Here is a 24144-nt window from a genome sequence, read left to right on the forward strand (position 1 = left end):
GGTGGTGTGGCGGCAATAGCGTGATCTCATGCCGATCAGCCAGGACAGAAGTCGCGTGGGGGTGGTCCGGCTGCGCGAGATCGCGGGGCCGGAACTGTACCGGCGCAACCCGTTCCGCGTCGTCGGCCTGGCCACGAACGCCAAGCCCGCGCAGGTGCGCGCACAACGGCACCTGCTGCTCGGCGCGCTCGACCTCGGCAGCGGCACGATCCCCGGCGACCGGCGGCTGCCGTTGCCGCGGCCACCCGCGGCGCAGGAGGTGCGGTCGGCGTTCGACGCGCTGGAACGTCCCGATCACCGCCTGGTGGACGAACTGTTCTGGTGGTGGGGCGAACCCGGCGCCTGCGGTTGCCCGGCGGAGGTCCACGAGGCGCACGACGCCGCGGTCGAGGCCCACGCGAAAGCGCTCGACGCCGAGACCGACGAGGACCTCTGGGTCGACGCCGCGGACGCGTGGCTGGACGCGCTGGACCACCCGCGGTTCTGGGACCACCCGCGGTACCGGATGAAGGCGTTGTCCGACCGCAGGATGGACGAGTCCACTGTGGACGGACTGCGGGAGGCGCTGCCCAGAGCGCTGCTGGCGCCGCAGGTCGCGCTGTCCGGCGCCAGGCCGAGGCTCGCGAGCCTGCTCGACGCGTGGGACGTGCCCGCCACGGTGATCGACGACGCGCGCCGCACCGCCGCCGGACCGACGTCCAGGCGGATCGACGAGGTGGTCGACGAGGTGCACTCGCTGCTGAGGGACGCGGTGAACGGTCCGGCGGCCGACCGGGCGGGCGAACTGGCCGAGCTCGGCGACCTGCTCGAGCAGCTGGCACCGCACGAGCGGTACCGGTGGTCGGCCAAGCAGCGCAACAGGGTCGCCGTGATGCTGAACAACTGCGGGCTGGCACTGAAGCACGACGACCGGACCCGGTCGGTCACCCTGCTGGAGCGGGCGTTGTCGTTCGTGGTCGAGCCGAGCGATCGGGAGATCATCGAGGACAACCTGGCCGCCGCGCCGGCGACCCCGTGGCAGGTCGAGGTGATCGAGCTGGTGCGGGAGGGCAACAAGGCCGCGGCGATCCGCATGCTCCAGCGGCTGCGGCTGACCGTGACGGATCCCGTCGAGCAGACCGAGATCCAGGCGATGCTGAACCAGCTGTCCAGGCAGCCGTTGCGGTTGTCCCGCTGGCCGTCGAACCTGGCGGTGTTCGCCACGTTCGTCGCGGCGATGACGACCTGCGCGGTCGGCCTGCTCGGAGCGCCGACGTGGGTGTCGGTGATCGGGACCATCCTGTTCGCCTGGGCGCCCATGGGGATCATCACCTCGGACTGGTACCGGACGCGGGTGAGCGACGCGGCGACCTTCCTCGTGGGAGGCGTCGCGTTCGTCCTCGGCTGGTGGGCGTTCAGCTCGTTGCCCTGGGAGGCGCTGACGCCGTTCCTGACGTCCGGCGCCGCTTTCCTGGTGGTGTCCCCGTTCGCGTACGCACTGGTCGCTGACTTGCAGGAGCGCAGATGAGCAGGTGGGCGAGGTCGCGCGGCCAGCGGCGGTACCACCGCGAGTTCCGGATCGCCGCACCGCACTGGCCGGACCCGGTCTCGCTCACCGGACTGGTCGAACAGCTCGCTGCGCAGTCCTCAAAGGACGTGGCGAGCCCCGCGCTGGACGAGAAGGACCTGGCGGACGCCGCGACCAACCTCTGGCGTGCGCAGCGCAGGGTCTCCCGCCTCGCCGAGCAGGACGCGCGGGAGGCCAAGCGCGTCGGCCGCTACCTCCAGGCGACACAGCGTGCGCTGGACGAGGCCGGCCTGCTGATCCAGGACCACGACGGAACCCACTTCCATCCCGGCCTGTCGCTGGAGGTGCTGACGATGCAACCGGATCCGGCGCTGCGGCAGGAGATCGTGCGGGAGACCGTCCGCCCGTCCGTCTACCTGGCGGGCAGGCGCATTCAGATGGGGCAGGTCATCGTCGGCTACCCCGGTGACACAGTGGAGGAACCCGATGCGTGACACCATCGACTTCGGCATCGACCTGGGCACCACCAACAGCGCGATGGCCGTCGTGCGCGACGGCACCGTGTCGGTGGTCAAGAACAACGAGGGCTGGGACTACACGCCGTCCGCCGTGTGGGTTCCCAAACCCGGCGTCACGCACGTCGGCCGCAGGGCGCGTGACCGCATCCCGAGCGACCCGGACAACGTGCACATCGAGTTCAAGCAGGAGATGGGGCTCGCCGGCGCGGCCAGGCCGTTCCCGAAGGCGGGCGTCTCCCTGACCCCGCAACAGCTTTCCGCCGAGGTGCTGAAGTCGCTGCGGGCCGACGCCGCGCACGTGTTCGGCGAGGCGCCACCGGCCGCGGTCATCACCGTGCCCGCCGCGTTCCGCCTGCACGAGAACAACGCGACCGGTGAGGCCGCCACGCTGGCGGGGTTCGGCACCTGCCCGCTGGTGCAGGAACCGACGGCCGCCGCGTTCGCGTTCGGCTTCCAGAACGAGAGCGCCGACGCGTACTGGATGGTGTTCGACTTCGGCGGTGGCACGTTCGACTCGGCGATCGTCAGCACCCACGACGGCGAACTGCGCGTGCTCGACCACGCGGGCGACCCGCACCTCGGTGGCAAGCTGATCGACTGGGCGATCGTCGAACGGCTGCTCGTGCCGGCGGTGCAGGCGGGACTGGGGTTGCGCGACCTGAGCAGGCAGGACCCGTTGTGGCGGAGCAACTTCGCGTTGCTCAAGGACGCGGCGGAGCGGGCCAAGATCGCGTTGTCGCGCAACGAGGCCGTCGAGGTGGACGTCGAGCTCGGGGTCGGCGGCCGCAGGGTGACGTTCGACCACACACTGCGCCGCGACGAGGTCGACCAGGTCGCCGAGCCCTACTACCTCCGTGCGATCAACCTGTGCCGCGAGGCACTCACCAAGGCCGGTCTCGGCACCGGCGACATCGACAAGCTGCTGCTGGTCGGCGGTACGACGCTGGCGCCGGGCCTGCGGGAACGCCTCGCGGACGGCACCGCCGGCCTGGGCATCGAACTCGACCACAGCCAGGACCCGAGCACCGTCGTCGCGCGCGGTGCCGCGGTGTTCGCGAGCACCGTGCCGCTGGACCGACCGAAGGCACGTCCGGTGGCGGGCGAGTTCACCGCCGACCTCCGTTATCCCCGCACCACGAGCCTGGACGTCGTCCCGGTGCAGGGCAGGTTCGAGAGCACGGCCGCACAGGACTGGTCGCGGTTCCACGTCGTGCTGGACAACGAGAACGGCACGCCGCCGTTCCGCACGCCGCAGGTCAGCCTGGACGCGCAGGGCACGTTCGTCACCGAGGTGCAGGTGGACGAGCGGAAGACGTCGACGTTCACCGTGCTGCTGCTCGACGCCGATGGCATGCGGTGCAAGGTGAACCCGGCCACCGCGTCGATCACGCACGTGACGAACGAGCTCGGTGGCCAGGTGCTGACCAACTCCCTCGGACTGTCCGAAGCGGACGGAACGTTCGCGCCCATCCTGCACAAGGGCGCCCGGCTGCCCGCCGCCATGTCGAGCACCTTCTACACCACGATCGCCCTGCACCGCACGGACTCCGACGCGGTCATCCGCATCCCGCTCGTCGAGGGCGAGCGTGCGCGTGCCGACCGCAACCTGCGGATCGGCCTGATCGAGATCAGGCCGAAGGACGTCCGCATCGACCTGCCGAGCGGCAGCGAGGTCGAGATCACCGTGGAGGTGGACGAGTCGCGGCGGGTCACCGTGGTCGCCGACGTACCGCTGGTCGACGAGCAGTTCGAGGCCGAGATCGACCTCTCCCACGTGCGACCGCCCGCCGCGGCCGCGCTGGAACGCGAACTGCGCGAGGTGCACGGCAGGCTGGCCTCGTTGCGGGAGGACGGCCGGGTGCCGGCGAAGGCCCGCCACAAGCTGGACCAGCTGGAGAACGAGCAGACGCTGACCCTGGCCCGCAACGAGGTCCGTGCCGCGGCCGCCGACCACGGCAGCGCGGCGGCGGCGGACCAGCGCCTGCGCGACGTCCACGCGGTGCTGGACGAGGTCGAGCGGGAGTGCGACCTGCGCGCCCTGCTCGAAGAGCTGGACGAGGAGATCGCGCAGTGCCGGCACCTGCTCGACCGCAAGGGCGCGGCCGACGACCACCTGGAACTGGCGGACGTCGAACGCCGCGCGGCCGACGTCCGCGCCGATCCCGACCGCACCGCCGTCGAGGACCTGATCAACCGGGCGGTCCACCTCGCGACCACGGTGATGAAGCGGGACGAGACGTACGACGTCACGATCTTCCACTACTTCCGCGCCAACCTCGCGAAACTGTCCCAGCCGGTGCGGGCCCGGGCACTGATCGCGGAAGGGAACCAGGCGCTCCACGAGGGCAACTGGCGCGTCCTGCCGTTGATCAACCAGGAACTGCGCGGCCTTTTGCCCGCGGGCGAACAGGAGCGCTCGCAGGGCGGCGTCCGCAGCCTGAACGGGCGGCAGCGATGACCGCCGTCTCCCACGCACGCGACTTCGACCGTGCCCGGGCCGCGGACCTGGCACGGGCGGGCGATCACGAGGCGGCGAGGCTGATCCTCGAGGACCTCGGACACGATCCGTCCACTTTGGACCTACTGGCCAGGGTGCACGCCCAGCGCGGTGACCTGGCCGCCGCCAGTGCCGCGTGGGACGAGGTGCTGGCGGTCGACCCGGCACATGCGTCGGCGCTGGCCGGCACACGGTTGATCGCCGCCATCACCGAGGGCAGACGCCGTGCGCGCCCCCTGCCGCTGGCCGCCGCGGGCGGTGCGCTGGCCGTCGTCACGGTCGCGGTGGCCGCCGTGCTGCTGTCCACCTCCGCACCCCCCGACCCACAGCCCACCGCCGCCCCACTCCCCACTCCCCCGGCCACCCAGCAGGCGACCCGGCAGGCGGTCGTCACCCCGGACCCGGCGCTGATGGCGTCGCTGGCGGGCCCGGACGTCCGCCTCGAACCCGCGGGCACCGGCGTCCGTGTCGTCTTCCGGCACGGCATGTTCCTGCCGGACAGCACCTCGCTGACCGCGGAAGGACGGCGGCAGCTGGAACAGTGGGGACACCTGTTGCGCGGTAAGGAAGTCCGCGTGACGGTGGCCGGACACGGGGTGACGGTTCCCGGCGGGCCGGTGGCCGGCGGCTCGGCGACGGCGGTGGCCAGGGCGGCAGCCGCCGTCGAAGTCCTGGCGACCGCTGGCGAGCAGCCGCCGACCGCGTTCGTCCTGCGGTCGGCGGAACAGTCGGACGCCCCGCACGCGGACGCCGATCCCGCGCTGAACCGAACCGTGACCCTCCAGGTGGACCCCCGGTGACCCCGCCGGGCGCGGCCGCAACGCCCGGAATCACGTCGGCTCCGGTGAAGGCTGAGGTCGAGGCCGGACGGGTGTCGCCGCTCGACCGCGTCCGGTCGCATCAGCAGCGGAGCGCGGCGGTCAGCCCTGCGACCCTTCCGGCGCCGGTTTCCCTTCCGAACATCCCTGGTTGCCCACTACCCCCTCCTCCTTAACTTTGATAAATTGTGACAGTGCCGAAAGGGATCACCCGAGAAGCGGTCGTGACGGCCGCGCTGGAGCTGCTCGACGCGGAGGGCATCGACGCTGTCACCGTCCGCGCGCTCGCGGCTCGGCTCGGCGTCCGTGCGCCCGCCCTGTACTGGCACATACGCAACAAGCAGGAACTGCTCGACGAGATGAGCACCACCATCCTGCGCCGGATCAGGGACGCGCTGCCTGCCGTCGGTACCGGCTGGCGCGACGACCTGGCCGCCTACGCTCGCGCGCTGCGTGCCGAGTACCTGCTCCACCGCGACGGTGCCCGCGTCTTCAGTGGCGCACAGATCACCGATCCGGACGTACTGCGCATCAAGGAGTCCTGGTACCGGCGCTGGACCGAAGGTGGGCTGACGCTCGGCGAGGCGGACGACGCCATCGATCTGGTGGTCGCGTTCGTCGTCGGCTTCGTCATCGAGGAGCAGGAGCGAAGGCAGTCCGCCGACACCGATCCCACGCGGTACTCGGTCGCCGACCGTGACGCCTGGCTGGGCGAGCACGCGTCACTGGTCAAGGAAGCCGTCTATCGCCGCGACGATGGTGAGCAACGGTTCGAGCACCACCTCGGCATCGTCCTCAGTGGACTCGCCGCCCGGCACGCTCGCGGTCCAAGCGGGCCGGAACCGCCGTTGCCGACCAGACAGCGCGATCCCGCCCCAGCTGCTCCAGGTTCATGAAGCTTCATAGCCATCGACCGGACACGGTTCAGGCGTTCGCGCGGGGTGGCTGTCCGGTTCGTCGGCCGGGGCTCGTGTCGTAGGCGGCGCGAAGGTGGTCGCCCACCATGGTGATCGCCGTCCGGGCGGTCCGCGCGGGCAGGTAGTGGGTGAAGGCGTGGTCGGAGCCGGCGAACTCGTGGAAGGTCACCTCGGCGCCGCTCGCACCGGCCGCGCGGATGACATTCGGAGCTCCCTGAGGTCGGACCGCTCGGCCGGTTGCACCCGTGGAACGGGTCGCTCATTCCGCTGCTTCGGCGGTGACCCGCTCGATGGCCTGCACGGCGACATCGGGCTGGTCGACGTAGACGTAGTGACCGCTGGTGTCCGCGGTGACCAGCTTGCTGCGGCTGGACAGTTCGAGCCACTTGCGCTGGCCCTCGGACCACGCCTGCTCCAGAGCGGTGCCGTACTCGGGAATGGCGGCCAGGTAGGGCTGTCCGTGCTGGACGACCTCCACCGGGATGTCCCCGGCGGAACCCACCTTGTCGTCCTGGATCACCAGCTGCTCCGGGTTCTGACCGCCGTAGACGGCCGAGCTCTGCGCGCGCACCTCGGCCGCCGGGCCGGTGGCGGACTCCGGGATCAGGGTCGAGCTGTCGGCGACGATGGTCGACGGCGTGGCGTCCAGCAGGACCAGGCCCGCGACCCTGTCCTGGTGGGCAGGCACGTACCGGGCGGCGATCAGACCGCCCAGGGAGTGCCCGGCCAGCACAACCGGCTGGTAACCGGAAACCCGGTCCAGCACACCGGACAGGACCGCGCCGGTGCTGTCGAACGTCTGCGGACCGGCCGGCTGGTCGCTCGCACCTTCACCGAGCCGGTCGTAGGAACAGACCCGGCCCTTCTCGCTCAACGTCTTCTGCAGGCCGGCCATCTTGTCGAGACCGTCACCGAGACCGGCCAGCAGGACGACGACCGGCCGGTTTTCGACCACGGTGCCCGAACACGACACGTTCACCGAACGACCCTCGACAGTGATCTTCTCGGTGCCGGAGATCAAACCCGTCGACAGCGACGTGGCCTCGTCGTCGCACCCGGCGAGCGCCGGTCCGGCCACCACGCAGAGCAGTGCGGCCACAGCGGTCGACTTGACATTGCGAAACATCAGCACTCCACGATTGGTTGTCCGGCTCGGTGATCCGGCCGCCGCGGCTCGGTGCCGCGATGCCAGAACGCTATGAGTTCCAGCGGTTCCAAGGCGTCACCACACAGTGGACATCCACGAGTAGCTCGCACGGGGGACGAAGTCTGTCGTCCGGCAGCCGGTTCAGCTGAGCTGAAGGGTGAAGCACCTGGCCATCGGTTCGCCGGCGTACGGCCCGTAGCCGTCGATCGGCTGGTAGCCCTCACGTTCGTAGAACCGGATGGCGTCGGGCTGCTTCACGCCGGTCGACAGCACCAACGTGCCGGTCCCCTGCTGTCGGGCATGATCCTCCAGCACTCGCAGGATCCGGGTCGCGACGCCGGTGCCGCGAGCCTCCGGGATCACGTACATCCGTTTGATCTCGGCCGTGCCGTCGCCCAGCAGGCGCAGGGCGCCACAGCCTGTCGCGTCGCCGCCCGGATCGCGCGCGATGAGGAACACGCTGATGGTCTCGGCGGTGGGCGGTTCGGTTTCCTGGTCAGGCATGTTGTAGCGGGCGGCCAGCTCGACCTGCATGGCTCGGCGCAACCGGAGGCCGTCCGCGCTGTCCCATGGTTCTTCCGCAACGGTCACAGTCATCACGGGCTTCCTTTTGCGGGTTTGTGCTTCACGGACGCCTTCACCGCGTGCCGAGCCGCCACCGCTCCAGGAGATCTCCACAGGCGAACGCCGTTTCCGGACTGTCGGCGACTGCACGCAGCACCAATGACCTTAACGAGGTTAATTGGTACTCCCCACTGTGTCCGAACGGCATTGAGGTGTCAACCGAGGGTCTCAACAGGTCCGAAGTCAGGCCAGTTCCCGTACCAACGCGCAGGCGATCCTCGTGAGGTGCTCCACCAACGGGTCGAAGGGATCGGTCATGCCCCGAGTGAGCCAGTCGATCACGACCTGCGTCACCCCGGACACGAGCGCCAGCGTCGTCCGCTGGAACATCACCCGATCAGGCTGAGGCCCCACGACCTTGCGAACCTGCCGACCGAAGATCTCCGCTTCCTTGCGCAGCAACTCCCGCCGGAAGACCTCCACGCGTGGCGCGTTGATGTAGATGATCCGGGCCCGGTCGGGATGCTCCGACAGCATGGAGATCAACGTCGTCATGATGGGAAGAAAGAGCTCGCGCGGACCGGCGGGGTCCTGCGGCGCGGCGCCCAGCACGCCGTCGAGCAGCCACTTGTTCTGCTCGCCGTGCATCTTGAGCACCAGGTCACCGCGGTCGGTGAAGTGCTCGTAGAAGTAGCGTTTCGACACCTGCGCACGAAGGCAGACGTCGGCGACCGTGACGTCGTCGTACTCCCGTGCCGCGAACAGTTCCACCGCGGCGTCGACCAGCCGGCTGCGCCGTTGCGCTGATCGTTCCAGGCGGCTGAGTCCGCCGTACGAATCTCCACGTGTCTTCATCCGCGCGTCGCCTGGTGGCCTTTCGGTCCTATGTGGCTTATCCACACAATTGCTTACCATCACTACCATTTTTGCACCACTCGCGTTCCGGACAAACCCGCCATTCTGACGCCGTCACGCCCGCTGAGCGACAGCGCTGACACTGCGGCTGTTGCGCTCTGTTACAAAACAGAGGAACGCCGACGGTCCAGTTTGGCCTCCTCCGGGCGTCGCGACACGCCCGTATGGCGCATCAGGTTGCGGGCACCGTCTAGACCAGTCGGGCCAGCGCCACGCAACCTTGCAGGTGGAATGATCGAGAACGCTCGCGTTCCTCACTCTTGCGCACTTGATCCTTTGGGGGCATACTCTCAGCGGCTGGCAACAGAGCGTGATTGCCACGGCGACGGCGCGGACCGGGCCAACGGAGAGGAGTCGGGGGCGGCTCGACGTTGTCTTCGGTCCGTTGCTTCGCAGCGCGATGAGTTCGTGTCGCGGTCTTCGATTCGCTTTCGGCTCGGTCCTTCGGGCGATTTCTCGTGATTGAGGTTCTTCGATGAAGAATAAAGTGGAAATCCGACACCTGAGGTACTTCGCCGCCGTTGCCGACACATGCCATTTCGGTCAGGCCGCGAAACGGCTGAACATGGCACAGCCCGCGCTGTCGCACGCCATCCGGCAGTTGGAGGACGAACTCGGTGTCTGTCTTCTGTTGCGGACGACGCGACGCGTGGAGCTCACCGACGCGGGCAGGTTCTTCCTCGACGAGGCCCTGCACATGCTGAACCGGATCGACGCCGGGATCCACGGCGTGCGGCTGCTGAGCGCGGGCCGGTCAGGGCTCGTGCGCATCGGTCTCACGGGCGCGGTCGCGTTCGCCCACATGCCGCTCCTGGTCCAGTCGATCCGGAAGAAGCTGCCGGGGGTGGAGTTCGAGGTGCACGCGGACCTCTCGACCCGGGAACAGTGCGACAAGCTCCGGGAGGAGACCCTCGACCTGGGCGTGGTCCATCCACCCGTGCACCGCGACGACGTGGAACTGCGGATCATCGGCGACGAGCCGCTGATCCTCGCGCTGCCCGCGGACCACCCGCTCACGGCGAAGGAGTCGACGACCGTCGCCGACCTGCGGGACGAGCCCTTCATCACCGGCGCCGAAGCGGAGTCCGGGATCGCCGACCCGGTGCTGCAGATGTGCCTGAACGCCGGTTTCCACCCGAGGAAGCGGCACGAGGCGTCGAGCATGCCGATGCTTCTCGCACTGGTCGCGGCGGGGCTCGGGATCGGGGTGGTGCCGGCGTCCGCGCGGTCGGTTCCCCTGCCGGGGATCGTGTTCCGCTGCCTTGGCGGTGTGGCTTCCGTGCAGGTGGCTCTCGCTTGGAACAGGTCCAAGCGCTCACGGGTGGTGGCCAACCTGTTGAAGGTGCTCGTCGACGAGATGCCGACGCTGAAGGTCGCGATCAAAGGTTCTTGACGTGCCGGCGGCAGGTCGTGCGGGTCGCCCGATTGCTCAAGCCGTGTCGCCGTGCTGCCCCGGTCGCGGTGTGACGTCGAGGTACAGGCCCACAGCCAACGTCAACGCGTCCTGGTTGCCCTGCCACAGACACAGCACGGCAGCACTCAACGCGCCGGTGCCGGCGACCAACGCGACCACCGCCCACGGCGAGTACGCCCCGGCGATGACGTACAGGATCGCGGCGACGTTCACCGAGAGCCCGAGAGTGAGGAGAAAGGTTCCATACCTCTCCGCTCTTGCCCAGGCCCGCACGACCTCGCTGTGGACGGAAAGCAAGCGCACCGCCTCCGTCTGCGCGGGAGCGTCCACACCGCCGGCGCGATCGGCCAGTTCGGACAGTCGTTCCCCCGCGAGCCTGGCGCGTACGACCGCTTCGCTCACGAAACCCACGTTCCTTCCGGGAAGGACTCCAGAAGCGCCTTGACTCGCGCTGGTACGGCCGCGGACTTCTCCAGCATGTCCGCGATATGAGCACCCCACCTGTGCCGGCAGCTGACGCAGGTCGGCACGTTGTCGTACGTCGTCGTCAGCTTCGCGACGCTGAACTCTCCGTTGCACTGCGCGCTGCGCGTCTGTCCGGTGAAGTTCGCGGGGAACAGGTGACTTCGCCACTCATCGGTTTCCAGCAGGATTTCCCACGCCGTCACGGTGACCACCGCCTCGACCGGCTCCGCCTCACCCCGGGACTGCCGGGCACGGTCTCGTTCACCGTCCACGCGAGACGGACGATGAGGAGGATCCGGCACGTCCCCGGCAACCGCCGCAACCGGCCACGACTGCATTCCCTGCACCGGCCGTTCGCGTCGGGCTTGTGCTGCTCGGCGAGAGCCCTCAGCACGCGGACCAGGCGGGGTACGTCCTGCCGTGCCGCCAACAGCACCGACTCGTCGTCCCCCTCGGCGACGATCCTGCTGAGCTGGGCCAGATCGCCGTTCAGCTCATCGCGCAACATCCTCTCCAGCACGCCGTTCGTCATGAGCCGACCCCGGCCTGCTGCTGACGCTGCGAGTGGTCACCGGTGGAATCGGGTTCGGCCGGATGCCGGCGAGGCGCGGGGACGACATCATCGCGGTCGCGCAGTGCCCGATCCTCACGCCACGCCTCATCGCAACTCGGGCAGGTGGGCCACAGCCCGTCCGGGTACTTCGGCGGCGGATCCTTCGGCACGACGATCTCGGCACCGCACAACGTGCCGCCCGTGACACCCGGCTCCACCAGGCCCCGCGGCACCGCGTGCCGCGCGCCGCCGGCCGGAAACCAGCGGAACGGCTCCGGAGTTGTCAATCCGGTCAGCGTCACGACCGCCCCTTCCGAACGGGCCACGGTTTCGCGGCTGCCTTCGCACGATGTCGACGGAACGGTGAAGCCGGCGCAGGGGGATGCGTCCGGCTCCACCGGCCGTGCCGGCGGCTGCCGCGTGGAGCGCTCGAGACCTGCCGGCGCGTCCGGACATCGCGGCATCCACCGGTCTCCCGGCGCGGAGCGCGGCTTCGCCGTCCGGGGTGGCTGTCAGGCGGGACAACTCGGTGGCATTCGCGGGTGATCGGGGACTCGAACCCGCCCACGATCCGCAGCCATTCGTCCGGATCACCGGGGCGGGAGCCCAGGTCGTCCCGGACACGTGTTTTCCGGGCATTGACGAGAAGGGTTTCCACCACGTCCACGAGTTCGCCGGGGCCGAGCCCGGGCGGTTCAGCGAAATCGGCGTCGATCACCGCACCGAACACGAAGCTGGTCAGGCCGACAGCACCGGAACCGGAGTACTCGTTGCCTGCCAAGCGCACCACCTCCCCCGGACGAGGTTCTCCACAGTCGCCACGTCGATCAGGGCAGCGGCGGCGTGGGCGCCGAAGTCCCGCGCGGGACGGAATGGGCCCCGAATAACTCATTCCGTCCTGCTTCCTCCGCTGCGACCGAGGCAAAAGCGGACCGGCGGATCACTCTGCCCATTTACCCGAAAGCATCGGGCGAATGACCGGCCTCGACTACGTCAAGTAGACACCAGCTTTCCGGACATGTCCAAGACCACCTTCCGATCAATCGATTCACGCACCCTATCGAATCTCCTGAGCGGAACGTGCGGTGGTCTTCGTCGCCAGTTGGCGGTGGCGGAGCCTGCGTAGCAAGGGAAGGGCGACCGAGCGCAGCGCTTCTGTCCTGCGGCTGGACGGGACGAACATCTGCTGCTTGAGCCGCGCGGTGCGCTGGTGCTGGGTGATGAAGGGACGCAGCCCGGTCTCCCAGGCGTCCAGGGCCGTGCCAAGGTCGTCGGGGTGCTCCCGCAGCGCCGCGCCCAGTGCGGCGCCGCCCCGCAACGAGGACGTGGCGCCCATGCCCGAATAGAGGTTCATGCACCACGCCGCATCGCCCACCAGCACGACCCGCCGCGTGCTCCACCGCGGCATCTTCACCTGGTGCACCGAGTCGAACAGGAGGTCGTCGGCCTCTTCCAGGGCGTCCAGGACGTGGCGCACCACGGGGTCGTCCATCCCGGAGAAGACCGAACGCAGCCGCTGTACGCGCGACCCGCTGAACTGCTCCTGGATGTCCTTGGTGCGGTAGGTCAGCAGCACGGTCGGGGCGTGGTCAGCGAACCCGAACACCCACACCGCACGCTTGGCCTGCGCGGCGATGATGCTGTCGCTCTCCTCGAAGGTGGGCACCTGCTCCTTCAACTGGAAGGCGCAGATCATCGCGTTCCAGTTCGTCAGGTAGTCCTCGTGCGGACCGAACACGATCCGGCGCACGGTCGAGCGCATCCCGTCCGCGCCGACGACCAGGTCGAAGCTCTCGCGGTACTGCGTGCCGGTGGCCGCGTCCTCGAGCAGTACCTGCGCCTCGGTAGCGCTCTCGGTGATCGAGACGGGAGTGGTGCCGAACCGCACCTCGATGCCGTCATCGGCTCCGTCGCCGATGATGCTCTGCCACAGCGCGGCCTCGATGTCGCCGCGCAGCACGGCCGCCGGCCCGCCGGGCTGGTCGAGGAATCCCAGCGCGGGCGCCCGGTCGCCCCTGCGGTTCAGCGACCAGGTGTTCCCGTCCGGCCTCGGCTCCGGGTTGCGGGTGTGCAGCTGCTCGACGATGCCCAGGTCGATCGCGGCCTGCCGGCCCTCCGGGAACAACCCGATGAAGTAGCCGCCCGTTCGTCGCTCGCGCGCACGCTCGATGATCACGGGCGTCCATCCCGCGCGGCGCAACCCCACCGCCGCGGACATCCCCGCGATCCCGAGCCCGACCACCAGTGCCCTCTTCTGCATGATTCCTTGCCTTTCCAATCGTGATCGAGTGATGGACGGCTCAGTCCGGGACGACGACGGCCTCGTCGATGCGGCTGAGCGGGAACGCGGTGCAGGGCATGTCCTCTAAGGACACCTGCCCCACATCCCGGTCGCGCCCAGCACAGGGGCCCCAAGATCAGCGGGTAGCCCATCCGCCGGCTGTAGTGCCCTCCCGAAGCCATCCCACGAACGACGTTGCGCACCAGACTCAGCGGCTCGCGACCGGACGGAATCGGGACCTCGGAGAACTCACCACAGACCGGCGACCCACCAGCGGCGTTGACGACTGCAGCGGGCATGATCCCCGGTCTCCTTAACTTAGTTCAGGACTGTGGCCAGCATGCCTGAACGGCGTTAAGGTGTCAACATGACCAAGGGCCTCACCCGGGAGTCGATCGTGACCGCAGCGCTCGGACTCCTCGACGACAAGGGCATGGACGCCCTCACCGTCCGCGCGCTCGCAGCTCGGCTCGACGTCCGCGCGCCCGCCCTGTACTGGCACGTGCGCAACAAGCAGGAGCTGCTCGACGAGATGGCGACCGAGATCATGCGCCGGGTCGCCGGCGCCCTCGCGGACCTGCCGCCCGGCACCGACTGGCGCGACGACCTCGCCTCCTACGCCCGTGTCCTGCGCGCGGAGTACCTGCTCCACCGCGACGGGGCGCGCACCTTCAGCGGCACCCGGATCACCGATCCCGACGTGGTCCGCGTGAAGGAGCCGTGGTTCGAACGGTGGACCGCGGCCGGCTGGAAGCCCGCCGACGCCGACGACGCCGCCGACCTGGTCACCGCGTTCGTCGTCGGCTTCGTCATCGAGGAACAGGAACGACGCCAAGCCGCCGAGACCGACCCGGAGCGGTACTCGGTCACCCAGCGCGAGGCCTGGCTCGGAGAAGGCGCGTCACTGGTCAAGGAAGCCGCGCATCTCCACGACGAGGGCGACCAGCGGTTCGAACGGCATCTCGGCATCGTCCTGGACGGACTCGCGGCCCAACTGGACGGTTGACCACGGCGGCGGTGCTGACCGGGTGAATCCCGGTCAGCACCAACGCTTTCCCGCCGATCACGGCACGGCGAGCCCGCCGCTGCTCGTCGTAGCCGCCTTCCGCGCTATCGCCGCCTGCGCACCAGCACCGTCGCGAGCACCGCGGCCGCGGCGAGCGCCACCCCGCTCATCACGACGTAGAGCTGCACGCCGGTCAGGGAGTTCGCGGGAACGCCTCCGATGAGCGTGTCAGTGGCCGTCGCGTTGAGCACCATCGCGCCGACCATGTTGAGCGTGACCGACCCGATGGAGAGCGTGACCGCCATCAGACTGCCGGTCGAACCGTGGTGCTCGGGCGGTGCCATGGAGGTCGCGAGGTTGAAACCCGAGGCGATGATCGCGCCGACGGCCACACCGAGCAGCGTGGCGCAGGCGAGCCCGACCGCCAGCACCGAGACTCCCACCAGCATCGCGAACGTCGCCAGCACGCCGATCACGGACCCGGCGAGCAGCGTGCGCGCCGGACCGATCCGCGACGCGAGCAGACCGGCCAGCGAGCCACCGGTCAGGATGCCGACCGCGGCCAGTGCGAACGACATCAGGACAGCGTCGCCACCGCCACCACCGAGGCCGTAGCCGAGCCCGAGCTCGGGCGGCACCTCGCCGACGAGGCTCTTCAGCTGCAGCATGCTCTGCACCGACCCGGCCCCGAGTGCCACCGACCCCAGCGCCAACGCCAGCGGCGCGCTGATCCGGCGCAGGTCGATGATCGGCTCGGCGACCCGCAGCACGTGCCGCACCCCGCCCACCAGCGCGGCGGCGCCGACGACCAGCATGACGAGCAGGCCCGCGTTCGCCCAGCCCAGATCCGGGGCCAGACTGACGTAACCGAGCACCGCGATCAGACCGGACCCGAGCAGGAGCGCCCCGGCGACGTCGATCGAGCCAGTCGTACGGATCGAGGGCTCCGGGATGAACAGCCGCACGGCGATCCCGCAGATCAGCGCGAGAACGGCGGCACCGACGAACACACTCTGATGGCCGAACTCGTCGATCGCCGGAGTCAGCACGAACAACGCGCCCACGCCCAGCACCGACGCGCCCGAGGTCACGATCCCGACCGCGATCATCCCGACCCGCGGGCCGCAGATCTGGCGCGCGATCGCCACCGTGAGCAGCACCGCCCCCATGGCCGCACCCTGCAGGAACCGCCCGAGCACGAAGACGATGACGTTCGGCGCGACCAGGCAGACCACCGATCCCACGAACGTGACGGCCAGGGTGGCGACGAGAATCCGCCGCTTGCCGTGGATGTCCGCGCTACGCCCGAGCAGGGGCGCCCACATCGCACCCGCCAGCATCGCGCTCACGTTGAGCCACGCCGCCTGGTCGGTCTGGAAGTGCTGCAGAATCTGCGGCAACGCCAGCAGCGGCGCGACGACGACCATGTCCGCCAACAGGTTCGCCACAACGAGGATCACCAGCCAGCCGACCAGCCGTCCACTCCATCTGTCCTCCGCGACAACCGACGAGCGCGCTACCGACGTGACATTCACCATGACTTCTCTCCAGGTAGTGGCAGGCGGGCGGACCAGGACGTCCGCCTGCCCACGGGTTTCTCGATGGTTCGCCGCGGCGGTCGGCCGACTGCGCCGCCGGCGCACGCCGCCGACCGGGCGGGTGACGCGCGCACGGCTGGCGCCTCGTCTCATGTCCTCGCACCGCCGGTACGTCGCGACGAACGCGTCGCCGTCCGCGGCACTGCGGAATCACGCCCGGCTCCCCTGGCCGGGCTCTTGGGTCAACTCGCTGCGCTCGGTGTGGCGGGTGCCGGCACCGAGGATCTCCAGCCGGGCGGGCTCCGGCGCCGGTGCGAGCGCACGGCTCACCTCGTCGATCCGCCTGTCCGGCTGCGGCCGGCCCCGAGCACCACTGTCATCCTGAGATCTCCTTAACAATGTTCAACACCTAAGATCCCTGAACAACGTTAAGGTGTCAACCCGTGACTCGGCCTTCACTCAGGGTCGCCGGGTTCGACCCATCACCTTCCGAAGACCGTCGCCGATGCCGCGGCTGGACCAGAAGGGACCGCCGACGGATGTCGTCGCCGACGAAAGTTGGTGCGCAGCCGGGGTTTCCCATCCGCATCGCGATGGGGCATCGAGTCGCACTTGCCCCACCAGCCAAATGAGACGTGCTTCAACGTTGCTGTGGCGGATGAACAGCTTTTCGACAGCTACCGCACGTTGCCATCGGCCTCGGGCACCGCGAGAATCGAACCAACGAGAACAGTGCGCGGGCAAGTGACGGAAAGCGCTTACCATCTTGTCAGGCAAGGTTCCTCGTGCCAAGACGACTCCGCGGAACGCCGCAGGCGCTACGGCGAGCAATGCCTCTGCTGATCGAAGACCCCACGCACGAAGAAGATCTTCCTCACCGCCCGCCGAGTCCGGCCCGGTTGAGATCCAGCCAGTGAAACGAGGAAGCAATGCCAGCTGAAGAGAAGCCCGGCACAGGCATGGTGGTGCTGGGAGTGGTCGCCGCCATCGTCATCGCGTCGATCGGCAACACCGTCGTGTCGTACGCGGCACAGGCGCTCGGCGCCGACCCGACCGTCATGCAGGGCCTGCAGCTCCAGGCCTACGTCGTGCTGACCGCGGCCGGCGTGATCATCGCCGCGTTCGCGTGGGCGTCGATCCGCAAGCGCGCCAAGGATCCTGCCCGCACGCTCGGCAAGCTCGTGCCGATCGTCGTGGCCGTCTCCTTCCTCGCCGACGTCCCGATGTTCTTCCTGCCGGGCGCCTCGGTGGTCGGCATTATCGCGCTGATGCTCATGCATGTCGTCGTGGCGGCCGTCGCCGTCCCGATTTTCCACCGTGTCATGCCCGTTCGTACACTCGTTGCCGCGTAACGACTTCCGCCGTAGTGGCCTGGTCAGGTTCATCGTTTCCTGGCCAAGGTCAGACCGTCGCCGGTGGGGTTGTCCTCCGTGGCCTCTCCGCCGTAGAAGATGTTGTCGGCGATGAACGGGCCGCCTGGGCGCATCCGGGGCACGAGCGCATCAAGCGAGTCAGCCGGTCGGCGGAAGGACCGGCCGAAGGGACGAGGTGCCGCCGGCGCTCACAACGCCAGGGTTTGTGCCATGAAGATCAAGGGACTTTTCTGCGCGGCGCTGACCGGACTGGTGCTGCTCCCGCTCGCGCCGGGGGTCGCGGCCGCGGAGACCCTCCACTGGCAGCCCTGCCGGGACATCGCGAACCGCTGGCCCTCCACCGACGAGCGCTCCGAATGCGCGATGGTGACCGTGCCCGTCGACTACGCGAAGCCGGAAGGACGCACCGTCGACATCGCGATCAGCCGGGTGAAGGCGTCCGGCAGCCGCAAGGGCGTCGTCCTGTTCAACCCAGGCGGTCCCGGCGGCTCCGGGATGGAACTGCCCAACAGCATCCTGCGGTCGCGGGCAGCCGGCATCGGAGTGCATCACGACCTCATCGGTTTCTCGCCGCGCGGCGTCGGCTACAGCGCCGCGGTGAGCTGCCGGGACGACCGGACCCAGCCGGACCCCTCCCTGCCGGAGAAGGAGAAGGCCCGCTTCGTGGCCGAACGCGACGGCCGCAACCACCAGCGCTGCATCGCGGAGGACCCGGAGTTCGTCCGGAACCTCACCACGGCGAACATCGCCCGCGACATGGACCGCATCCGGATCGCCCTCGGCGAAGAGAAGATCGGCTACTACGGCATCTCGTGGGGCACCGCGCTCGGCGCGCAGTACCGCACCCTGTTCGACGCCCACGTCGACAAGATGCTCCTCGACTCGGTGATGGCGCCGACCCTGGACCTGATCGAGATGGACCGCGCGCAACTGACCGCGCGGGAGAACACGTTCGCCGAGTTCGCCGCCTGGGTCGCCCGCAACGACGACGTCTACCACTTCGGGACCACCCAGGCGGCCGTGACCAAGGCGCTGCTCGACCTGCGGACGCGGCAGACCCGCCTCGACGTGTACGACGGCCTGATCACCTCCGCCCGGCGCGACTGGCCGGAATCGGCACGGCGACTCGTCGCGCTCACTGCCGGAGCCACGCTCGAAGCCTCGCCCGGCAAGAAAGCCCGCACGTTCGGCTGGGACGCCGACCAGACCGGGTTCAGCCCGTTCCAGCAGACCTCGGTGATGTGCAACGACGCGGGCGGCACCCGCGACTTCGACCAGGCCTGGAACGCCTGGCTCCAGCTGATCGAGGAGCTGCCCGTCTCGGGCCGGTACGGCTACGAAGCCGTCCGCTGCGTCGGCTGGCCGCTGCCCGCCCAGCCGTGGCGGTTCACCGGCGGAACCAGTCCCCTGCAACTGGTGGGGCACCTCTACGAGGAGATCACCCCGATCGGCTGGGCGCGGGAGATGCACCGGCAGATCGGCGGCGCGCTGCTGACTGTCGAGGACGACGTGCACGGCTCGCTGGACAGCCTGCCGTGCGCGGCCAAGGCCGTGGAGTTCTTCGACACCGGCAAGGTCTCGAACGACTCCTGCGCCGGCGCTCCCCTGCCTCCCGCCTAAGCGCGTTCCGCAGTCCAGGAGCCCGTGTCGGTCTCGGCACTCACGTCTCAACTGGGATATCAATCTTGTTTAGACGCAACCTGACTGATAGCGCATGCTTGCGGATGAACCTTCGCGACTAGCGTACATATCGATAGAACCTTCTCACATAAGAGACTTCTATGGTTCAATCGGTAGAGGCATGGACGCGCGTCCGACGCGCTCACCCCCAACCAGGAGGGCACATCTTGCTGTCCGACACCCATCCCAACGCCCTGTGGCTGGCCGAGCTCTACCGCGGCGGCGCGGCGATCACGACCGATCCGAGCCTCAGCGAGGACGAGCGGCTCCGGCGGGTACAGGAGCACACCAACGAGGTACTGGACCGGATGTCCCCGGACTTCGTGATCCACACCGGCGGCGTGCGCCTGGCGGCGACCGGGGGAATGGAGTTCCTGCGCCGCTACACGAAGCGGCGGGCGAGCCTCGCCGACGCCAACGTCGAACCCCTCGAGTTCGACCAGATCCTCGCCGACGACCACTACGGCATCGTCCACGGGACGTTCCGCACGTCGCGTGGCGACTGGACCTGGACGCGCGTCGGCATGGGCGCGTGGCGCTTCAAGGACGGCCTGGCCGTGGAGCACTGGGAGCTCTCCGACGGACCGACGTGGGACGAGTTCTTCCTCGCCGGCGACCCGACGTCGTTCACTGGATCGGCGCAGGAGTTCTGGACCCACGGCGTCTGACCGCACCACCGAGCCTGCGACACCACCGCCTGCCGCGAGCGCCAAGCCTCGCCGCAGGCGGCTTGCCGCCGGCGTCCCGGATCTTCGCCTGACTCCCCCGAGCACGCGCCCGCCAGTCGCGCCGGCGCGCTCAGGTTCAGCGGGTTAGTCGCCGATTTCGGGCGAGTACCGCAGGACTCCTTGAAGCCGAACGCCGGGGAGGCTATGGTCGTTTCTGATAGAACTCTCTTATTTAAGATGGAGCTTCGCATGTACATTGCCGCAGCGACCGACAGGGTGTCCATCGCTCCGAGCTGGTCCCGCGCAGCACCGGCGGAGATCCGCCGCCTGGGGGAGGTGCCGGCCGCCAACGTCGGTGACGCGCTGCAGCGGATGACCGTGATGGACGGCGGCATCCGGCTGGTCACCGGAAGCGCCTCGCTGCTGGGCAACGCGCTGACGGTGGACGTGCGGTCGGGTGACAACCTGGCCATCCACCGGGCGCTCGACGAGGCCCTGCCGGGCGATGTCCTGGTCGTCAACGGGCACGGCGACATGACCCGCGCGCTGATCGGCGATCTCATCGGCGAGATCATGGTGAACGGCGGGATCGTCGGCGCCGTGGTCGATGGTGCGGTCCGCGACGTGCAGGCGCTGTCCGAGATGGGCCTGACCGTCTACGCGCGGGCGGTCACCCCCGCCGGGCCGTTCAAGGACGGGCCCGGTGCCATCGGTGTTCCGGTGGCGGTCGGCGGCATGGTGGTGGCGGCGGGTGACGTGCTCGTCGGCGACGCCGACGGTGTCGTCGTCGTTCCGCGGCACCGGGTGCAGGAGGTCCTCGACGCGGTCGACGGAATCGGTGAGAAGGAGGACGCGCTCCGGCAGCGCATCCTCGCCGCCCGCCCCGACCGCGCGGTGGTGGCTCGATGACCGCCGCGGTGCCCGCGCTCCGGATCGAGGAGCTGCGCCGCTTCTCGCGACGTCCGGCCCTCACTCCGGCCCCGCCCGGAGCCGTCTCCCTCGCCATGGGTGAGCCGGACTTCCCGACACCGCCGCCGGTGGTCGAGGCCGCCGTGGCGGCCCTGCGCGCCGGGGACACGCACTACGCCGACCAAAAGGGCCTGCGGGAACTGCGTGCCGCGCTCGCGGACCGGTTGCCGGCGCACCCCGGCCGGACGTGGAGCGCGGACGACGTCGTCGTCACCCACGGCGCCACCGGTGCGCTGGCGGCGGTCGTGCTCGCGATGGTCGGCCCCGGCGACCGCGTGGTCATCCCGGAGCCCGCCTACTCGCTGTACGCCGACCTGGTCGTCCTCGCCGGCGGCACGGTCGACTTCGTCCCGCTCGGCCCGGACCTGCACTGGGACCTCGACGCGTTGGCCGCCGCGCTTCCCGGCGCCACCATGATGATCTTCTCGAACCCGTCGAACCCCACCGGCATCGTGCACCGCGAGGCGGAGCTCAAGGCCCTCGGGGACCTGCTCGACGGCTCCTGCGTCCTGGTCGTCAGCGACGAGGCGTACCACCGGCTGGTCTACCCGGGGCACGAGCTGACCTCGGCGCTGGCGATCGAATCGCTGCGGGACCGGACGGTCTACGTGCAGACGTTCTCCAAGACGTACGCGATGACCGGCTGGCGGGTCGGCTACCTGACCGGGCCGCGCGCGGTGGTGGACGCGGCGGCTCACGTGCACCGGACCCTCAACGGCTCGGTGAACACGGCGGCCCAGCGCGCGGCCCTCGCCGCCCTCGAACTGCCGGACGGCGTCGTGGACGCCATGGTCGACACGTACCGGCAGCGCCGCGAACTGGTCGTCGCGCACCTGTCTGACGTCCCCGGCCTGCACCTGGTCGCGCCGGAGGGAGCGTTCTACGGGTTCCTCCGCTACGACGCCGCCCGTCCCTCCGAGGACGTCGCCCGCGAGCTCGCCGAGCGGAAGGTGTTGGTCCGGGCCGGCGCCGAGTACGGACCCTCCGGCGAGGGGCACATCAGAATCTCGTTCGCTGCCTCCGAGGACGACCTGCGGACCGGGCTGGGCCGCATCGTCGATCACCTCGGCGGCGCGAGATCCTGACGGGGCGCAGGGTGTGCACCGCGTACCGCACACGTCGAGCGGTGGAACGCACCGTGATCGAAGGCGCTACCCTTTGCCTGCACTTCTACGAGGCGGAGGAGGCCCGTGTCCGATCAGCAGGCCGCCCCACGTGGGGAGCGCAAGTTGCGTAGCGACACCCGCCGCAACCGCCGGCGTCTCCTCGAGGCCGTCGGTGAGCTCGCCCGCGAGGCGCCCGACGAGCTCACCATGCAGGCCGTCGCGTCCCGCGCGGAGATCGGCCCGGCCACCGCGTACCGCTACTTCTCCTCGATGGAGGAGGTGCTCGCGGCCTACGTGCTCAGCGTCGTCGAGAAGCTGAGCGACTTCACCGCGACGTCGACCGCGCAGGGGCGGCCGCTCTTCGACGCCGTCGTGGACAAGTGGGTGGACCTGCTCGCCGAGCACGGCCCGGCGCTGGTCCAGCTCCGGTCCCGGCGGGGTTATCTGGAACGGCTGCACGACGGGAACGAGATCATCGCCACCATGCGGGACGCCTGGAGCGAGCCCGTGCGGGGACTGCTCGACGACATCGGGCTGCCGGAGGAGATCCTCGAGTACGCCCTGTTCCTCAACAACATGATCTTCGATCCACGCGAGGTCCAGGACCTGCTGCGGGAGAAGCGCCTGTCCCGCCGGGAGGTCATCACCCGGCTGACCGAGGCCTACTGCGGCGCGTTGCGCGGCTGGGCGCGGGCGGGCTGATCGCCATCCCGGAGTGACCCTCCCCGCAAGTTTCCTGTAGTAGCGCCCAGGGTGTCGCCGGGTTTGGTGTCGTCCCTGTATACCGGTCACATGGTTTCACGCGCCCCGAGCGTCGCGTTCAAGCGAGGTCCGCGACCGTCTGTCTAATGTAGACGATTGCGGGCTGCGACCCCAGCCGAACTCACCCGACCGTTCGCGTCACCCCAACGGAAACACAGCCCCGCACGATCCGCGGACTCCCTTTCCGCGTCGGTACAATGTGATAGACTCATCTCAAGTCAGACGACAGTTACATGTCGAGTCAGCGAGGTCAGCACTGATGGCATTGCGACAGGAAAGCCCCGAAACGGCCGGCGGGACGCGACCGATCCGGCTCGGCAGCGATGGCTGACGCCGCCCGCGAGGTCGCGGACCGGATGGCGGAGGCTGCCCAGGCCTGGCTGGACTCCCTGGACGCCGGCCAGCGCGAGGTGGCGGTCGGGCCACCGCCGGGCGCCGACGGCGAGGCCGAGCGCACCCGCTGGTTCTACACGCCCACCGACCACGGCGGCCTGACCTTCCACGAGCAGCGCCCCGCCCAGCACCGGCTGGTGATGCGACTGGTCGCGAGTGGACTGTCCGAAGCCGGGTACACCACCGTCGCCACCGTGCTGGGCCTGGAGAACGTGCTCGACCGCGTCGAGGGCTTCTCGGTGAACTGGGGCCGGGAACGGACCCGCGATCCCGGCATGTACTACCTGCGGGTCTTCGGTGAGCCCGGCGGGCCGCAGCCGTGGGGATGGCGGTTCGGCGGCCATCACGTCTCGATCAACAACCTCGTGGTGGACGGGCGGGTCGCCGCCACCACGCCGTGTTTCCTGGGTGCCGACCCGGCCGCGTCACCACTGCTGGGCGGCGCGGCGCTGCGCCCGCTGGGGAGGGCGGAGGACCTGGCCCGCGAACTGGTCCGCTCCCTGCACCCCGACCTGACCACGCGCGCGGTGTTGCTGTCCCGCAGCCCGAACGACGTCGTGGCGGGTAACAACCCCAGGGTCGACGACCGCGTGGTGAAGCGCGGCGAACTCTGGCGCCCCGGCCACCACGTCCCGGACCGCGCCGAGCACCCGGCCACCGGTCTCGACGGTGCGGACCGGCGGGCACTCGCCCTCGACGCGGTGCCCAAGGGCGTGCCAGGCGCCGATCTCGATGCCGCGCAACGGGAACTGTTGCGTGCTCTGCTCGGCACCTACCTCGACCGCGTCCCGGACGGCGTGTCACCGATGCCCCGCTACGACGATCCGGCCGCGTTGGACGCCGTGCACCTCGCCTGGGCCGGCTCGACCAGCGCGGGCGAACCGCACTACTACCGCCTGCAGGGCCCCCGGTTGCTCATCGAGTGGACCAACGTCCACCGCGGCGCCAACCACGCGCACGCCGTGTGGCGGGATCCGGAGACCGACTTCGGTGGCGACGTCCTGGCCGCCCATCACACCGCCCACCACGCGCGCTGAGCCACCACATACCCGA

At 69.5% G+C, this 24144-nt stretch carries 24 protein-coding genes; 14 read left to right on the top strand and 10 right to left on the bottom strand.

Annotated features, from left to right (window positions below):
• Window positions 1–28: 28 nt before the first annotated feature.
• The 5 genes from ACRSBM_RS25225 (at window position 29) to ACRSBM_RS25245 (ending at window position 6236) form a co-directional block, all read left to right on the top strand.
• On the top strand, window positions 29–1507 hold the full coding sequence (locus tag ACRSBM_RS25225) for a hypothetical protein (RefSeq protein WP_434446641.1): 1479 nt from the start codon (window positions 29–31) through the stop codon (window positions 1505–1507).
• The gene (locus tag ACRSBM_RS25230) at window positions 1504–2001 is read left to right on the top strand and encodes a hypothetical protein (protein WP_434446643.1); all 498 of its coding nucleotides are present in this window, start codon (window positions 1504–1506) and stop codon (window positions 1999–2001) included. Before ACRSBM_RS25225 ends, ACRSBM_RS25230 begins: the two co-directional genes overlap by 4 nt.
• A complete protein-coding gene (locus ACRSBM_RS25235; protein ID WP_434446645.1) occupies window positions 1994–4483 on the top strand; it encodes an Hsp70 family protein in 2490 nt (829 codons plus the stop codon). Before ACRSBM_RS25230 ends, ACRSBM_RS25235 begins: the two co-directional genes overlap by 8 nt.
• The gene (locus tag ACRSBM_RS25240; protein ID WP_434446647.1) at window positions 4480–5322 is read left to right on the top strand and encodes a hypothetical protein; all 843 of its coding nucleotides are present in this window, start codon (window positions 4480–4482) and stop codon (window positions 5320–5322) included. Before ACRSBM_RS25235 ends, ACRSBM_RS25240 begins: the two co-directional genes overlap by 4 nt.
• A 212-nt stretch (window positions 5323–5534) precedes the next feature.
• A complete protein-coding gene (locus ACRSBM_RS25245) occupies window positions 5535–6236 on the top strand; it encodes a TetR/AcrR family transcriptional regulator C-terminal domain-containing protein (RefSeq protein WP_434446649.1) in 702 nt (233 codons plus the stop codon).
• A gap of 28 nt (window positions 6237–6264) precedes the next feature.
• Here ACRSBM_RS25245 and ACRSBM_RS25250 read toward each other — a convergent pair whose 3' ends face one another.
• The 4 genes from ACRSBM_RS25250 to ACRSBM_RS25265 all read right to left on the bottom strand — a co-directional run bounded on the left by ACRSBM_RS25250 (window position 6265) and on the right by ACRSBM_RS25265 (window position 8823).
• Window positions 6265–6426 carry a hypothetical protein gene (locus ACRSBM_RS25250; RefSeq protein WP_434446651.1) on the bottom strand — a complete coding sequence of 54 codons (162 nt, stop codon included), beginning with the start codon at window positions 6424–6426 and terminating at the stop codon, window positions 6265–6267.
• Between the two features lie 90 nt (window positions 6427–6516).
• A complete protein-coding gene (locus ACRSBM_RS25255) occupies window positions 6517–7383 on the bottom strand; it encodes an alpha/beta fold hydrolase (protein ID WP_434446653.1) in 867 nt (288 codons plus the stop codon).
• 162 nt (window positions 7384–7545) lie between these two features.
• Window positions 7546–8001: a GNAT family N-acetyltransferase gene (locus ACRSBM_RS25260; protein ID WP_434446655.1), complete on the bottom strand. Its 456-nt coding sequence runs from the start codon at window positions 7999–8001 to the stop codon at window positions 7546–7548.
• Window positions 8002–8211: 210 nt separating this feature from the next.
• The gene (locus ACRSBM_RS25265; protein WP_434446657.1) at window positions 8212–8823 is read right to left on the bottom strand and encodes a TetR/AcrR family transcriptional regulator; all 612 of its coding nucleotides are present in this window, start codon (window positions 8821–8823) and stop codon (window positions 8212–8214) included.
• A 547-nt stretch (window positions 8824–9370) separates the two neighbouring features.
• Between ACRSBM_RS25265 and ACRSBM_RS25270 the strand changes: the two genes are divergently transcribed.
• A complete protein-coding gene (locus ACRSBM_RS25270; protein ID WP_434446659.1) occupies window positions 9371–10276 on the top strand; it encodes a LysR family transcriptional regulator in 906 nt (301 codons plus the stop codon).
• 36 nt (window positions 10277–10312) lie between these two features.
• On the opposite strand, the gene ACRSBM_RS25275 is transcribed toward ACRSBM_RS25270, so the two are convergent.
• The 5 genes from ACRSBM_RS25275 to ACRSBM_RS25295 form a co-directional block, all read right to left on the bottom strand.
• Entirely contained in the window at window positions 10313–10699 is a 387-nt protein-coding gene (locus tag ACRSBM_RS25275) for a hypothetical protein (protein WP_434446661.1), read from the bottom strand.
• Window positions 10696–10965, bottom strand: coding sequence for a hypothetical protein (locus tag ACRSBM_RS25280; RefSeq protein ID WP_434446663.1), 270 nt, complete (start codon window positions 10963–10965; stop codon window positions 10696–10698). Before ACRSBM_RS25280 ends, ACRSBM_RS25275 begins: the two co-directional genes overlap by 4 nt.
• Window positions 10962–11294, bottom strand: a complete 333-nt coding sequence (locus ACRSBM_RS25285; RefSeq protein WP_434446665.1) for a hypothetical protein — start codon at window positions 11292–11294, stop codon at window positions 10962–10964. The genes ACRSBM_RS25280 and ACRSBM_RS25285 overlap by 4 nt, the downstream gene beginning before the upstream one ends.
• A complete protein-coding gene (locus ACRSBM_RS25290) occupies window positions 11291–11617 on the bottom strand; it encodes a zinc finger protein (RefSeq protein WP_434446667.1) in 327 nt (108 codons plus the stop codon). Before ACRSBM_RS25290 ends, ACRSBM_RS25285 begins: the two co-directional genes overlap by 4 nt.
• A gap of 755 nt (window positions 11618–12372) precedes the next feature.
• Window positions 12373–13575 carry an FAD-dependent monooxygenase gene (locus ACRSBM_RS25295; protein WP_434446669.1) on the bottom strand — a complete coding sequence of 401 codons (1203 nt, stop codon included), beginning with the start codon at window positions 13573–13575 and terminating at the stop codon, window positions 12373–12375.
• A gap of 388 nt (window positions 13576–13963) precedes the next feature.
• Between ACRSBM_RS25295 and ACRSBM_RS25300 the strand changes: the two genes are divergently transcribed.
• The gene (locus ACRSBM_RS25300) at window positions 13964–14602 is read left to right on the top strand and encodes a TetR/AcrR family transcriptional regulator C-terminal domain-containing protein (protein WP_434446671.1); all 639 of its coding nucleotides are present in this window, start codon (window positions 13964–13966) and stop codon (window positions 14600–14602) included.
• Between the two features lie 104 nt (window positions 14603–14706).
• Here the strand turns inward: ACRSBM_RS25300 and ACRSBM_RS25305 are convergent, their stop codons facing one another.
• On the bottom strand, window positions 14707–16140 hold the full coding sequence (locus ACRSBM_RS25305; RefSeq protein ID WP_434446673.1) for an MFS transporter: 1434 nt from the start codon (window positions 16138–16140) through the stop codon (window positions 14707–14709).
• 929 nt (window positions 16141–17069) lie between these two features.
• Here ACRSBM_RS25305 and ACRSBM_RS25310 point away from each other — a divergent pair.
• The 7 genes from ACRSBM_RS25310 (at window position 17070) to ACRSBM_RS25340 (ending at window position 24128) form a co-directional block, all read left to right on the top strand.
• Window positions 17070–17492 carry a DUF6069 family protein gene (locus tag ACRSBM_RS25310; protein WP_434446675.1) on the top strand — a complete coding sequence of 141 codons (423 nt, stop codon included), beginning with the start codon at window positions 17070–17072 and terminating at the stop codon, window positions 17490–17492.
• Window positions 17493–17723: 231 nt separating this feature from the next.
• Window positions 17724–19133: an alpha/beta fold hydrolase gene (locus ACRSBM_RS25315; RefSeq protein WP_434446677.1), complete on the top strand. Its 1410-nt coding sequence runs from the start codon at window positions 17724–17726 to the stop codon at window positions 19131–19133.
• Window positions 19134–19360: 227 nt separating this feature from the next.
• Window positions 19361–19861 carry a hypothetical protein gene (locus tag ACRSBM_RS25320; RefSeq protein ID WP_434446679.1) on the top strand — a complete coding sequence of 167 codons (501 nt, stop codon included), beginning with the start codon at window positions 19361–19363 and terminating at the stop codon, window positions 19859–19861.
• 249 nt (window positions 19862–20110) lie between these two features.
• Window positions 20111–20770, top strand: coding sequence for an RraA family protein (locus tag ACRSBM_RS25325; RefSeq protein ID WP_434446681.1), 660 nt, complete (start codon window positions 20111–20113; stop codon window positions 20768–20770).
• Window positions 20767–21915, top strand: coding sequence for a pyridoxal phosphate-dependent aminotransferase (locus tag ACRSBM_RS25330; RefSeq protein WP_434446683.1), 1149 nt, complete (start codon window positions 20767–20769; stop codon window positions 21913–21915). Before ACRSBM_RS25325 ends, ACRSBM_RS25330 begins: the two co-directional genes overlap by 4 nt.
• 144 nt (window positions 21916–22059) lie before the next feature.
• Window positions 22060–22638, top strand: a complete 579-nt coding sequence (locus ACRSBM_RS25335; RefSeq protein WP_434446685.1) for a TetR/AcrR family transcriptional regulator — start codon at window positions 22060–22062, stop codon at window positions 22636–22638.
• Between the two features lie 383 nt (window positions 22639–23021).
• Window positions 23022–24128 carry a DUF3500 domain-containing protein gene (locus ACRSBM_RS25340; protein ID WP_434446687.1) on the top strand — a complete coding sequence of 369 codons (1107 nt, stop codon included), beginning with the start codon at window positions 23022–23024 and terminating at the stop codon, window positions 24126–24128.
• Window positions 24129–24144 lie beyond the last annotated feature (16 nt).

This window comes from Lentzea xerophila, assembly GCF_051094245.1.
In the GTDB taxonomy this organism is placed as follows: Bacteria; Actinomycetota; Actinomycetes; order Mycobacteriales; family Pseudonocardiaceae; genus Lentzea; species Lentzea xerophila.